Raw genomic sequence first — 13,487 nt, forward strand, 5'->3', positions numbered from 1 at the left:
CTCATTCTTCGGCCTGATCATTGGTGATGAGGGCCCGCAGTAAAATTTCGCGTTGGCGTTCGAGCAGGTCCCTATGACCATCGGCGAATGTCCCCAGTTGATAGCGCCCGGCTGGAGCCTCTTCGATGCTGACACGATTGATCAGCTGGACGTCTTGTACCAAAGATTCGAACAGGTGGATTTCGTTCCCCGATTGGCGGGCTAACGCCTCTAGCTCATCAACAGCAGCTTGGGTATACAACCCCGGGTAAATGTCTTCGCTATCGCCGCGTCCAAGTTCACTGTCGCCTACTGCAAGCCCTAACCCAACCGACAATCTGAGTTGCTGCTCAAGCTTTGGTGCGGTCTGTTGAATCAGCCACGCGCAACTTGCAGCCCGAACCGTGGGAGAGGCAATTTTGTGTTTACCGGTGAACCACACGGCAATACCGAACTGGCGAACGACCTGCAGCTCACCATTATAAAAGCCCGAGGCGCCATAGATCATTCGGTGTACGTGGGCGACATAGCGCTGCAACCGTCTTTCGTCCACTGTTTCTAAGTAACCGGGTAGGCTTCTGAAGTGGATGAAAAGGATCGCGGTTTCAACATAGTGCTGATTACCCTCATGTTGCTTTTCCGAGGGAGGTCTCAATAGATCCAGTGGCAGTGCTGCAACCCGTTCTCTCAGCGCTTCGATCTCATTAGTGCTTACCTTTTGAGGATCTCCGACCGCCCCCAGCTCTGCCGCTACGGCTTGTAAGTTTTTACCCACTCGCAAAGCCAGAGTTCGGGTGGTCAGGTACACAGCAATGCTTAGCAATATCGCCAGACCAGAGAGGCTGAGCACGAATCGAAACTGGGTGCTGTCGCGAACGGCTGTGTTGAGCGCAACTTCCGCGATACCCGCCTGATCCCCGGCAATCATAATTGGGGCCTGAAAGATCAAACTGCTGGATCGTTGCTTCCCAACCGCGGCAAGTTCGCGTTTATCGACGTCAAGTGCTCTGGCTGCGACGATACTTTGCTGTTCGGCTAGTTTGTTTAACTCGCCGGCGATTCCCAGGCGATCACCAGTCGCCATCTCTACACCCAGCCGCCGGGCTAATTGTTCGGCCACAGCTTTCCCATACTCGCTTTGCAGGTTGGCTTGACTGTGACTGCTGGACTGTGCGGCTAGCGCTACCAATGCAAGACTGGAAATGAGACAGCACAAACACGCGGTTGCGGCTAGCTGCTGATGCAGCGGTAAGCTGCGGAAAGCGATGGTGAGTGCGCGCACTATTTTCGGCCTTCTTTTGAGTAACTCGCAGTATAAACCTCACGTCTGCGCTATGCTTGTCCTCCCCAAGGAATAATCTATGACTGACAATCTCTACGCATTGACCGCTATCTCGACCAGTAGTCAGGCCGATGCCTTTGCCCTTGTCGATAAAGCCTTACGGGCATTATCGGTAACGGCGCTCGACGTCAAAGCATTGGCCGTACCTCGATCACTGGCGGAGCGACGATCAGCCCGGGTTTACTCCTTGCCCGCGGGTGTGGATGTGAATTCATTGACACAATCCCTCAGGGCGCTTGAAGTTCAAGCACCAATGGACTGGGCGATACAAACAGTGGCTTCGCGAGTGCGTCGGTATCGCCTCGCGGTCTTTGATATGGACTCGACGTTGATTCGTTGCGAGGTCATCGATGAGCTTGCAAGGTACGCGGGAGTCGGTGAGCAAGTCGCTGCCATCACTGACCGTGCCATGCGAGGTGAGCTCGATTTCCAAGCAAGCTTTATTGAGCGGGTGGCGTTGCTCAAGGGCCTGGATGCTGCTGTTGTCGATGGCATCTTGGACGCTATGCCTGTTACCGAGGGTGTTGGTGAGTTGATCCTAACTTTGCGCGCCAGAGGCATTTACACCGCTATTTTGTCGGGTGGATTTATACCGTTTGCTCAATATTTACAGCGGCAGTTCGGTTTTGATGAGGTCCATGCTAACGGCCTTGAGATCGATCGAGGAGTGTTGACGGGAAAAGTGCAGCTACCCATTGTTGATGGTGACTACAAGCGTAAAACGTTAGTGGAAATTGCAAGGCGGCGAGATATTGATCTCGCTGACACTATAGCGGTGGGTGACGGCGCCAATGATTTACCGATGCTGACGACGGCTGGACTCGGGGTGGCGTACGCAGCTAAACCCGTCATTCAGAAGCAGGTGGATGTGCAGCTGAATCACGCGGGTCTCGATGGCGTTTTATATTATCTGGGCGCTGGAAGCGAACTCGGTGATTAAGAGCGCTGAACTCGGAGCAATGCTGCGGTATGATTCGCGGCGACTGACGTAAGGAGCGCCCTATGGCCAATTTTTCTACCAACGAATTTAAATCCGGTCTAAAAGTGATGCTCGATGGTGAGCCTTGCTCCATTCTCGAAAACGAGTTTGTGAAACCGGGTAAAGGCCAGGCATTTAACCGCGTGAAATTGCGTAATTTGCGTTCAGGCCGCGTATGGGACCGCACATTTAAGTCTGGCGACTCTCTTGAGGGCGCCGATGTCCTTGATGTGGAGCTTGAGTACTCCTACACCGATGGTGAATTCTTTTACTTCATGGATCCGGTCAGCTACGACCAGCATGCTGCCGGTGCTGATGCCGTGGGGGATACGCAGAAATGGTTGAGAGAGCAGGAAAAGTATGAGGTCACCCTATACAACGGGGCACCGATTACCGTGAGCCCGCCCAACTTTATTGAGCTTGAGATTACTGAAACAGACCCGGGCCTGAAAGGCGATACTGCTCAGGGCGGCTCCAAGCCGGCTACCCTGACTACAGGTGCTGTAGTACGCGTTCCTTTGTTTATCTCACAGGGTGAGTCTATCCGGATTGATACACGCACCGGAGAATACGTCAGTCGCGCGAGTAAGAGCTGAACGGCAGCAGTGACAATCTGGCGCCCGGGAGCTGATCATGCCGTCCAGCGGCAGCGAGCGGCTTTGCTGGCGGATCTCAGAAATTACTTTGCCCAGCACCACATCATGGAGGTGGAGACACCACTGTTGTGTCGTGCGGGAGTGTCAGACCCTGCCTTAGAAAATTTTGAAGTTCCCTGCGGCACAGAAACGCGGTTTTTACAGACCTCTCCGGAATACGCCATGAAACGCCTGTTAGCGGCGGGCAGTGGCGATATTTTTCAGATTTGTAAGGCCTTTCGGCTGGAGGAGCAGGGAGCTCGTCATAACCCCGAGTACACGTTGCTGGAATGGTACCGACTGGGTATCGACCACTATCAACTGGCGCGTGAGGTTGGGGAGCTCGTTGCGGCTGTGCTGGAACGCCCGGGGTGGCAGGTTTGGTCATGGTCAGCGCTGTTTCAGGAGGTGCTGGGCACCGGTGCTCACAGTGCTCCTAGAGAGGAACTCGAGCAATTGGCCTCACGCCGGTTGGGGGAAATTCCATCGCAGCTTGAGCGAGATGATTTGTTCGATTTGTTGATGAGCCATTGCGTGGAGCCTGAAATAGCAGGCTGGGGCATTGTTTTAGTCGTTGATTATCCTGAATCTCAGGCCGCCTTGGCACGACAGATTATAGATGTGATGGGAGAGCCCTGTGGGGCTCGTTTTGAATGCTATGTGGATGGTATCGAGTTGGCCAATGGCTATTGGGAGTGCGGTGATGCCGCCGATCTCAGAGCGCGGTTTGCCGCAGATAACAGCTTGCGCCAAACGCGTGGCCAAAGGAGTCGCAGTCCTGACGAGCAGTTGCTTGAGGCTCTATCGGCGGGCCTGCCCTCTTGTGCAGGTGTCGCTTTGGGCGTCGATCGATTACTGGCATTAAAGACGGGAGCGCAAGATTTAGATGCCGTCTTGAGCTTTGCGTGGTCACGCAGTTAAGGGCTTTAAAGGCTAAGCACCACAGGCCCGTATCGATCTACGAACTCCTGAGGCGGGCGACGGGGTTTGCCCGTGGAGATTTCAATACAGACGAACTGATGTTTGGCGCGCAACACAGTTTTTCCGTTATTGACATCAATGATTTGAAACTGGCGTTCCATAGTCAACTTTCGGTCCCATCGGGTTATCCAAGTGCCGACTTGAAGTTCATCGCTTTCATGGGTCGCGCGAAGATACTGGTATTCCGCCTGCGTGAGTGCCATTGCGCGATTCAGCGCTCGATACTGATTTTCGCCGAGTCCAAGGTCGCGAGTGTGAGACCAAGCGGCTTGCTCGCACCAATACACGTACACGCCGTTATTGGTGTGGGATAGCGCATCGATATCCTCGGAGCTGACTGTCACAGGGTAAACGTGTGGGGCGGGGTAGTCCCAATCGAGCACGGTCATGCTGGCGCTGCCTTATCGGCAGGCTTTTGCGCAATCATCAGGTAGCCAAGAGCAATGGCAATCAGCGGGCATACATAATTAAAGACAGCGAAGGGCAAATATTCTAGGGTCAAAACGCCAAGGGTGGCACTCATGTAGGCGCCGCAGGTATTCCAGGGGATGAGCACCGATGTCAATGTGGCAGAGTCTTCGAGGGACCGAGACAGGTTGAGTCGACTCAGGCCACGCTGGTCATAGGCTACCGTAAACATGCGTCCGGGTAAGGCAATAGCTAAAAATTGATCGGCTGCGAGGACGTTGGTGACAACACCTCCGGTCACTGTGGCCAGTACTAAGTCTCCCGTATTGCGCACCCTTTTAAGTGCTGCCTCTAATAAGTGCGCCAAAATACCTGTTCGCTCAAGAACACCGCCAAAAGAGAGGGCAGTGACGATGAGCCAAACCGTGTTGAGCATGCTCGCCATACCCCCTTTGCTCAGCAGCTCATTGAGCGATGGATCCGTGCTGCTGCCGGTATAGCCGGCGAACAATACAGTCCATAACCCCCTCAAAATAGGTGCAGGTCCATTGCTGTCGAGGCTTTCACCAAAACGGCGAACGGCTTCAGGCTGAACCAGTAACGCAAAAACAATGCCGATGGCGGTGGACAGCAATATCGCGGGGTAGGCCGGCACTCGTAAAAAAATAAGCACTAGCATGCCTAAGAGGGGTAAAAGGCTGTACCAAGCCACATCGAATTCAGCTGCAAGAGCGGTTCGAAGTTGAGCGATATCCTCGGGTGGGCGAGTGGCCTGCTCGCTGTTCATCAGTAGAAAAAAGGCAAGGGCCACGGCAAATGCGGGTACCGTGGTCCAAAGCATATGGCGAATGTGTTGAAACAAATCGACACCGGCACAGGCTGCTGCCAGGTTTGTCGTGTCTGACAGCGGTGACAGTTTATCGCCGAAATAGGCGCCAGAGATGATCGCCCCTGCGGTCATCGCGCTCGAGAGGCCAAAGCTCTCAGCGATACCAATAAGGCCAATGCCTAGGGTTCCAGCCACTGTCCAAGAGCTGCCGATACTTATCGACGCTAGCGCACAGATGACGGCAGATGCGGCATAAAAGATCGCGGGATCGAGCAGTGCGACGCCGTGATAAATCATGGCCGGTACCGTACCCGCTAGGATCCAACTACCGATGAGAGCACCCACAGCAAGTAAAATAAGGATGGGCCCGAGACCCACCTGGATGCCGTCAGTTAGCGCTTTTTGAATATCTGGCCAGTGAAGGCCACGGCGCAGCCCTACGAGAGCTGCAATACCCGTGGCAATAACAAGAACGATTTGATTGGGCCCGTAGGATGCATCTGAACCAAAGAGTTGTACTGCGCCTGCCAGCATACCCACCAGCAGTAAAATGGGCACAAGGGAAAGTAGCATGGCCTATTCCGGACGGTAGCCGGGTTTTGCCATGGTGATTTGAAAGGTGCCGATGATTCTCTCGCGGAACCCGCCCTCACAGTAGCTGAGATAGAACCGCCACATACGAATAAACCGGTCATCAAAGCCCATTTCTTTCACCTTTTCAGTTTGCTCCAAAAAGCTATGGTGCCATGCTTCGAGGGTGCGTGCGTAGTCTAGGGTGATGTCGCGTAGCTGGGTGATTTGCAAGTCAGTGTGGTTGGCTAAGTTTTCGCTAATAACTCTTAACGACGGCAAGCAGCCTCCGGGAAAAATATAACGCTTGATGTAGTCAACGGACTGTCTGGCAAAGTCATAGCGCTGATCGGGAATGGTAATGGCCTGAATGACCGCTTTGCCGGTTGGCTTTAACAGCTTACTAACGCAGCGGAAATAGCTCTCGTAGAATTCATGTCCCACCGCTTCGATCATTTCAATGGACACGAGTTTATCGAAGGTGCCCTCGAGCTGACGGTAGTCTTGGCAAAGCACGGTAATTTGATTTTCCAGACCCCTAGCTTTCACGGCTTGCAGGGTGTGTTCATATTGCTCTTGAGATATTGTCGTTGTGGTGACATTACAGCCATAGTGCTGGGCCGCATGCATGGCCATGCCACCCCACCCGGTGCCTATCTCGATCAACTCATCATCGGGTTTTAACTCCAATGACTGGCAAATCAGGTCGAGTTTGTGCACCGCGGCTTCATCGAGAGTTGCCGATGCATTGGGGTAAGCCGCGGACGAATACATCATGGTGGGATCTAGGAATAGTTCAAAAAAATCATTACCCAGATCGTAATGTGCGGCAATATTTTCTTTCGACCCTGTTTCCGTGTTTCGTTTGCCAAAATGGGCAAGCTTTAACCCTAATTGCATAATCCAGCTTTGCTTATCTTTCATTGCCATCATTGTTTCCATGTTGGCACTGAACAAGCGTGTCACTTCAGTCAGGTCTCGGCTACTCCACTCGCCATCAATGTAGGCCTCACCGGAGGCTATTGTCCCCCCCGTAAGAATGCGCCAATAAGTTCTGTTGTCATGAATATCAACGTGCGCATGGGGTGCCTCGGGGCGGTCATCATTGCCGAGGGCAAATACCTCATCGCCGTCGTGCAGAGTCAGCGTGCCGACGCGAATATTTCGAAACAGGCGCAGCAGCAGCTCTCTGGCTAATTGGGGTTTAGCAGCTCGGCTGAGAGTGGGCAGCTTTACAATGTTTCGCACACTGGATTCAGACATTGGGTGTTACCTCGATGGTTCTCTTCAGCAAAATTACGGGGTTATCCCCGGTTCGGATGAGGGTGAAACGGCACCCCTTTTACCCAAAGTTTCAGTGCTTGCCAATAAATAGCGGCAATGACCTTAAGTGTCATAAATGGCAGCCCCCAAAGCGCCCAGTTCAGATGGGTCGCCGTGAATGGACGGGCTTCTAAAGAAAGCGTGGCATCAAAAACCTTTTCAGTCCCCTCTAACGCACTTAGCTTGATGGCCAGCTGATCACCCGGGGCGCTGCTTGACCAGCGGTACTTCATGTTCATAGGGTTGAAAGGAGAGACATGCAAGGTCTTTTGAAACTCGGTGTGTACTTTACCCTGAGAGTGCTCCACGGGAATGACGTAGCTTTGACGTTCATCCCAAGGGGTATTGGTCACCTCGGCAACGATATACCGCAGTGTTTGGCCGTCGGGGGCGTAGCAGAAATAGCACGCGATAGGGTTAGCCTGAATACCGAAGTAGCGCCAGTTCGCCAGCAAAAAAATGGGGCCTAGGTTCTGAGGACCACACTCAAGAGTGATGCAGTTTGTTACGGCCTCAATGAGGGGGGTTTGAGCGTCACCCAGGAAGTCCTCCCGTCGAAACGCAGCGGGCGCCCAGCGTCTCGCTGACCAAAAAGGTATGTTGTCTGTCAACGCGGGTAACGCATCTAGCTGTATTAGAGGCATAAATACTTTGTATGAAAAACGGTGTTGCTTGGGGCTGTGGCGGCAGTGAAACAACGTGCCACGATATAGCTTGGAGATCATGCGGCCATTGAATCCGTCTCAGCCAAGGCCTCGGCGACCCTGAGACCACTGACTAGACCGTCTTCATGAAAGCCATTTCGCCAGTAAGCGCCGCAGAACCAAGTATTGTTAACGCCATTGATCTCCTCCCAGCGCCCTTGCGCCTCCACGCCAGCCACGGTGAATTGGGGATGGGCATAGTTAAACCGACCGAGAATTCGGGCTGGGTTGATGGAATCTGTGTCGTTTAGGGTTACGCAGAATGTCTCCGGCGCTTCGATTCCCTGCAAAATGTTCATATTGTAAGTCACCACCGCCCTGTCATTACCTGGCCGCATGCGATAGTTCCAACTTGACCACGTTTTACGATTTCTGGGGAGAACCCGATCGTCAGTATGCAGAACAACATCGTTATCACGGTAGGGTATGGCTCCAAGAATCGCCTGCTCTTTGGCCGATGGGTCGGCCAGCATGGCGAGAGCTTGATCCGAGTGGGTGGCAATTACAACCTGATCAAACTGGCGCCTTAAACCGTTTTTAAACTGCAGCTGTACGCCTCTTCCCGGAATTCGTTCAACGCGTTGAACGGGATGATTGAGGAAGATCCGGTCTTCAAAGCCGAAGGTAAGTGGTGGAATGTACTCGCGGCTGCCGCCTTCTATCACTCGCCACTGGGGTCGGTTAGCAACCTGAAGAAGGCCATGATTTCGAAAAAATCGGATAAAAAACTCGACTGGAAAATCTCGGGCGTCTGAGAAATCAGCGGACCAGATGGCGGAGGTCATCGCCAGCAAGTAGTCTTTACAAAAAGCCTCGCTGTAGCGCCGCCTCTCGAGATAGCAACCTAGGGACTCGCCTGTAGCTAGTAGCCCGGCATCTAAATCGGCGACTGATTCCTTATTAAACCTCAAGATATCTCTCACCATGGAGAGGAATTTGGGAGAGACCAAGTTACGCCGCTGCGCAAACAGGGTGTTTAGGTTGTTGCCGGCGTATTCAAGCCCGGTTGTATCATCCGAGACTGAAAAGCCCATGGCCGTGGCGCGAGTGGCAACTCCCAAGCTTTCAAGAAGTTCGATGAAATTGGGGTAGGTGTGATCGTTGTAGACGATAAAACCGGTGTCTATGGCGTAGCGTCTTGCGCCCAGCTTCACATCGTAAGTGGCGGTGTGGCCCCCAATGCGATCGGACGCCTCAAAAACAGCGACATTATGCCTAAGAGCCGCCAGCCGGTGCGCGCAGCCCAAGCCGGAAATGCCTGACCCGATTATTGCAACCTTCACCAGCGTGTCACCCACAGTCTTAAGAATATTCGTGTAGAGATTACGTCTTTGGTAGGGGCGCGGATCAGCGTGGTTGTGATGGTTGCAGCTTCGTGTATGCTGGCCGGTAGAATTTCACAGGTTTTACGGTGCGGCATGGTCGAAAACAAAAATGATGGCGAGACAGAAACGGGTCGCAGTTCCAATAAGTGGGCTGTGCCGACTGGACGGCGTACCGATGAGTGGAGCGAATGCCTAGTATTGATTGGTAAGAGCAGTGATAGAGCGTCTTTCACTCGGTTTTTCCGGCACTTCGCACCACTGATCAAAGCGTTTGCGCTAGCCGGATCGAGCCTATCCGCTGCACATGCCGACGAGCTTGTTCAAGAAGTTATGCTCAAGGTTTGGCAAAAGGCGAGCGGTTTCAACCCAGAAAAAGCGGCTGCCAGCACTTGGATTTATACAATTGCCAGGAATTGCCGTACCGACATGTTTCGCCGGCTGCAAAAGTTTGACACGCCTCTGGCTGCAGACGACCTCAACATCGAACTCGAGGGAGAAGAGCCCTTTACGGTACTTCATACCCGACGCGGCTCAGATCGCATCAAAGATTTAATGGGACAGTTGCCCCCAGATCAGGCGCAAATTTTGGCCAAGGTGTACATGGAGGGTAAATCGCACTCCGAGGCGGCAGCCGAGCTCGATTTGCCGCTGGGCACAGTGAAGTCCCGGGTAAGGCTTGCCATACAAAAACTTCAGGTACAAATGGACAGGCAGTAAACCGATTGTGCAGCTGGGGCGTAACTCCCTGAAACAATCAGTAGGTATCCCGCGCTCACCAAAGTCGGGGTACTAAGGGCAGCACAGTTATGGCAAAGCATCATCCTTCTAACGATTTTCTCATGGAGCACGCGGCAGGTAGTCTGCCGGTTGCTCAGGCTGCCTGCGTGGCGGCACATTTATCTTACTGCGAGCGATGTCGGCGCACACATGACCAACTCCAGACCGTGGGTGGAGCCATGCTGGAGCGGCTCGAACCCGTGGCGGTGTCAGAGGCTCTTTTAGACACCGTGTTATCCCGCCTGGAAGACCCTGCTCCGCTAACTTACAGCGGTCAGACCGAGGCGTCAGAGCTTCCCGGGTTGCTGCAGAGACTGATAAACAAAGACTTTGGCCAATTGGTTTGGAAGCGAGTTACCCGCGCTTTAAGCGTCAGTTATCTGTCTACCGGCGACAAAAGCTATGAGTTTGCATTGCTGCGCATAGCGGCGGGCGGCCGCATTCCCGAGCACACCCATGGCGGTAGTGAGATGACTCTCGTCCTCGAAGGCGGATTTAGCGATGGCAGAGACAGCTATCATCCAGGGGACTTCATTTTTAGGAGCGGTGATGACACCCACGCTCCTGTTGCCCTAGATGGCGAAGATTGTATTTGCTTGACAGTGCTAGACGCGCCCCTGCGCTTCACCAGCTGGCAGCATCGTTGGCTTAATCCTTTCCTCAAACTCCGCGCCAGTTAGGTACGATTTTGGGCACAGAGCCCGGATTAAGTGCGCCTAACTTCTGCGAGACGTGAATATTCACATTGTGTACACTCTCGCGCCTCTAAACACAAAAATATTAGGTTAAGACACTATGCGACTAGCGATACCCCGTGAGACGCACCCCGGTGAAAACCGCGCGTCTGTCACTCCGGACACAGTCAAGAAACTGGTTCGACTTGGAGCCGATCTAGCTATAGAAAGTGGTGCAGGTGCCGGTGCTGGCTTCAGTGATGATGCTTACGCAGCAGAAGGCGCGTCAGTGGTGACAGATCGGGACGCCCTGCTCGGCAGTGCTGACATGGTGCTGCGTTTGCGTAAACCCGAGCTAGAAGAAATTGCGAAGCTCAAGTCAGGGTGCATTCATGTGTCGTATCTTGACCCCTTTAATGAGCACGCGCTGATACGCGAATTTGCGGCGAAGAGCATAACTGCGGTCAGCATGGAGATGATTCCTAGGTCAACGCGCTCACAAAAAATGGATGCCTTAAGTTCGCAGGCCAACCTTGCGGGCTACATGGCGGTGATGTTAGCCGCGACGCGGCTACCCAGAATTTTTCCAATGATGATGACCCCGGCGGGCACTTTGAAGCCCTCTAAGGTGTTCATTATTGGCGCTGGAGTGGCGGGCTTACAAGCCATTGCAACTGCCAAGCGTCTCGGTGCGCGCGTCACCGCCTTTGACACCCGACCAGTAGTTGCGGAACAGGTCCAGTCATTGGGAGGGAAGTTTCTTGAGATTGACCTAGGCGATACGGGTCAAACTGCAGATGGCTATGCACGAGAGCTCACACCCGAGCAGGTAGAAATTCAACGGCAAGCCCAAAAGGCCGTGATTGCAGACTCTGATGTGGTCATTACGACAGCACAGGTCTTTGGGCGAAAGCCACCGGTCCTTGTGACGGCCGATATGGTCGCGGGCATGGCGCCCGGATCTGTGGTGGTTGATATGGCGGCTGAGACCGGCGGTAATGTTGAAGGTTCAGTGCCTGATGAAGTTGTGGATGTGGGTGGCGTGACCATCGTAGGAACCGGCAATTTAGCGAATTTGGTGGCACGTGACGCGACGCAAATGTACGCCAGCAATATGTTTAATCTTGTAGAAGACACCTGGGACAAAGAGACCGGAGCGTTCGTTTTAGATATGGAAAACGACATTCTGCCAGGCTGTGTTATTACCCACGCTGGTGCGGTTGTGCACCCTACTATTAAAGACATCATCGAAGGAGCCAGCTGATCATGAACGGTGCCGAATATCTTCTGTTTATTCTCATGCTCTCGGTTTTCTTGGGTTTTGAGCTGATTAATAAAGTTCCAGCAACATTGCATACCCCACTCATGTCCGGGGCGAACGCCGTGTCGGGGATCACTGCCGTAGGCGCAGTAGCTTTAGCTGGCAGCGGAGAAGGCGATCTTGCGCAGTGGCTGGGTGCTGGTGCCGTAGCTCTAGCAAGCATCAACGTCGTGGGCGGCTACCTTGTTACTGACCGCATGCTGGGCTTCTTCAAGAAGCGGGAGAATTGATAATGGATACTTCGCTTGTGACGGGTTTGGGATATGTAGTCGCGTCGGGCCTCTTTATTTTTGGTCTGAAAATGCTGGGTTCTCCTGCAACAGCGCGCAGGGGAAACATGGTCTCTGCCGCTGGTATGTTGGTGGCGATTGTTGTGGCACTTCTCGATCAGGGCATCGTTGATTACACCTACATCGCTGGAGGCATGGTAGTAGGCGGTCTCATTGGTGCTGTTGTCGCGCGCTCGGTTGCGATGACGTCAATGCCTGAGATGGTCGCCCTATTTAATGGTTTAGGGGGTTCCGCGTCGCTTCTTGTCGGATGGGCCGCTCTGTCACCTGATTCTGCAACGTTCACCTTGATCACTATTGTTCTGTCCATTTTGATCGGGGGCGTCACATTGACCGGCTCGCTCATCGCTTACGGCAAACTGAGTGAAAAGTTGGGTAGCGGGCAAATAGTATTTAGCGGGCAGCAAATTGTTAACTCATTGGTGGTGCTGGGTATCATCGGCGGGGCAACTCTGTTTGTGATGGAACCGACAAACACGCTGTATTTGTACGCAGTCATTGGTTTGGCACTCGTTTTTGGCATTATGGTGGTGATCCCCATTGGCGGTGCCGACATGCCCGTGGTGATTTCACTGCTCAACTCATACTCAGGGCTTGCCGCCTGTGCTGCCGGCTTTGCGATTGATAACAACGTGCTCATTGTGGCGGGATCTTTGGTGGGTGCTTCTGGCATCATTTTGACCCAGATCATGTGTAAAGCCATGAACCGCTCGCTTTCAAATGTTTTGTTTTCCGGATTTGCGAGCGTCTCAAACGAAGTCACTGAGATTGAGGGTGAAATTAAGCCGATCAGCGCCGACGACGCCTACTACATACTTGAAGCAGCCAGCAGCGTAGCGATTGTTCCGGGTTACGGCATGGCGGTGGCTCAGGCGCAGCACGTCGTGAAAGAGCTTTCAAACCTGCTCGAAGCTAATGGTGCCGAGGTGGTGTTTGGTATTCACCCTGTGGCTGGGCGAATGCCGGGGCACATGAACGTGTTGTTAGCGGAGGCCGATGTGCCCTACGACCAACTCCTAGAGATGGACGAGGTCAATCCTCGGATGGATACAGTCGACGTGGCTATTGTTATTGGCGCCAACGACGTGGTGAATCCCGCCGCTAGAGAGGTGGAGTCTTCACCCATATACGGTATGCCGGTAATCAACGTTGCCGACGCGCGAACGGTTTTCGTGCTGAAGCGCTCAATGGCCTCGGGTTTCGCGGGCATTGAGAATCCTCTGTTCTATAAAGAGAATACTCGTATGCTCTTCGGTGATGCTAAAGAGAGTTTGGGTAAGCTGGTGTCAGAGCTCAGCAGTTAACGACAGACCCCAAATGAGAGAGCCCGCTTAGTAGCGGGCTTTTTTT

14 protein-coding genes are annotated in these 13,487 nt (G+C 53.3%); 8 read left to right on the plus strand and 6 right to left on the minus strand.

Going from position 1 to position 13,487, the window contains the following annotated elements:
- Position 1 precedes the first annotated feature (1 nt).
- On the minus strand, positions 2-1,261 hold the full coding sequence (locus tag ACMAZB_RS00715) for a hypothetical protein (RefSeq protein WP_435218720.1): 1,260 nt from the start codon (positions 1,259-1,261) through the stop codon (positions 2-4).
- A 79-nt stretch (positions 1,262-1,340) separates the two neighbouring features.
- Here ACMAZB_RS00715 and serB point away from each other — a divergent pair, with 79 nt between their 5' ends.
- From serB to epmA, 3 genes are all read left to right on the plus strand, one after another.
- On the plus strand, positions 1,341-2,261 hold the full coding sequence (gene serB, locus ACMAZB_RS00720) for a phosphoserine phosphatase SerB (protein WP_435218722.1): 921 nt from the start codon (positions 1,341-1,343) through the stop codon (positions 2,259-2,261).
- A 62-nt stretch (positions 2,262-2,323) separates the two neighbouring features.
- Complete coding sequence (gene efp / locus ACMAZB_RS00725; protein ID WP_435213581.1) at positions 2,324-2,896, plus strand: elongation factor P; 573 nt, start codon at positions 2,324-2,326, stop codon at positions 2,894-2,896.
- Positions 2,897-2,905: 9 nt separating this feature from the next.
- On the plus strand, positions 2,906-3,856 hold the full coding sequence (gene epmA / locus ACMAZB_RS00730; protein WP_435218724.1) for an EF-P lysine aminoacylase EpmA: 951 nt from the start codon (positions 2,906-2,908) through the stop codon (positions 3,854-3,856).
- A 5-nt stretch (positions 3,857-3,861) separates the two neighbouring features.
- Here the strand turns inward: epmA and ACMAZB_RS00735 are convergent, their stop codons facing one another.
- From ACMAZB_RS00735 to ACMAZB_RS00755, 5 genes are read right to left on the minus strand one after another with little or no spacing between them, the layout of a single operon-like run.
- Positions 3,862-4,305, minus strand: coding sequence for an acyl-CoA thioesterase (locus tag ACMAZB_RS00735; protein ID WP_435218726.1), 444 nt, complete (start codon positions 4,303-4,305; stop codon positions 3,862-3,864).
- Complete coding sequence (gene nhaC, locus ACMAZB_RS00740; RefSeq protein ID WP_435218728.1) at positions 4,302-5,726, minus strand: Na+/H+ antiporter NhaC; 1,425 nt, start codon at positions 5,724-5,726, stop codon at positions 4,302-4,304. The genes ACMAZB_RS00735 and nhaC overlap by 4 nt, the downstream gene beginning before the upstream one ends.
- Before the next feature lie 3 nt (positions 5,727-5,729).
- Positions 5,730-6,986, minus strand: coding sequence for a class I SAM-dependent methyltransferase (locus ACMAZB_RS00745; RefSeq protein ID WP_435218730.1), 1,257 nt, complete (start codon positions 6,984-6,986; stop codon positions 5,730-5,732).
- 41 nt (positions 6,987-7,027) lie between these two features.
- Positions 7,028-7,771: a DUF1365 domain-containing protein gene (locus ACMAZB_RS00750; RefSeq protein WP_435218732.1), complete on the minus strand. Its 744-nt coding sequence runs from the start codon at positions 7,769-7,771 to the stop codon at positions 7,028-7,030.
- Positions 7,768-9,033: an NAD(P)/FAD-dependent oxidoreductase gene (locus ACMAZB_RS00755; protein ID WP_435218734.1), complete on the minus strand. Its 1,266-nt coding sequence runs from the start codon at positions 9,031-9,033 to the stop codon at positions 7,768-7,770. Before ACMAZB_RS00755 ends, ACMAZB_RS00750 begins: the two co-directional genes overlap by 4 nt.
- Positions 9,034-9,168: 135 nt before the next feature.
- Between ACMAZB_RS00755 and ACMAZB_RS00760 the strand changes: the two genes are divergently transcribed.
- The 5 genes from ACMAZB_RS00760 (at position 9,169) to ACMAZB_RS00780 (ending at position 13,441) form a co-directional block, all read left to right on the plus strand.
- Positions 9,169-9,792: a sigma-70 family RNA polymerase sigma factor gene (locus tag ACMAZB_RS00760; protein WP_435218736.1), complete on the plus strand. Its 624-nt coding sequence runs from the start codon at positions 9,169-9,171 to the stop codon at positions 9,790-9,792.
- Positions 9,793-9,881: 89 nt separating this feature from the next.
- Complete coding sequence (locus tag ACMAZB_RS00765; protein WP_435218738.1) at positions 9,882-10,532, plus strand: ChrR family anti-sigma-E factor; 651 nt, start codon at positions 9,882-9,884, stop codon at positions 10,530-10,532.
- Between the two features lie 115 nt (positions 10,533-10,647).
- On the plus strand, positions 10,648-11,790 hold the full coding sequence (locus ACMAZB_RS00770) for a Re/Si-specific NAD(P)(+) transhydrogenase subunit alpha (RefSeq protein WP_435218740.1): 1,143 nt from the start codon (positions 10,648-10,650) through the stop codon (positions 11,788-11,790).
- 2 nt (positions 11,791-11,792) lie between these two features.
- Positions 11,793-12,077: an NAD(P) transhydrogenase subunit alpha gene (locus ACMAZB_RS00775; RefSeq protein WP_435213599.1), complete on the plus strand. Its 285-nt coding sequence runs from the start codon at positions 11,793-11,795 to the stop codon at positions 12,075-12,077.
- 2 nt (positions 12,078-12,079) lie between these two features.
- Complete coding sequence (locus tag ACMAZB_RS00780) at positions 12,080-13,441, plus strand: NAD(P)(+) transhydrogenase (Re/Si-specific) subunit beta (protein WP_435213601.1); 1,362 nt, start codon at positions 12,080-12,082, stop codon at positions 13,439-13,441.
- Positions 13,442-13,487: the final 46 nt, after the last annotated feature.

The organism is Luminiphilus sp. nBUS_07, assembly GCF_051201685.1.
In the GTDB taxonomy this organism is placed as follows: Bacteria; Pseudomonadota; Gammaproteobacteria; order Pseudomonadales; family Halieaceae; genus Luminiphilus.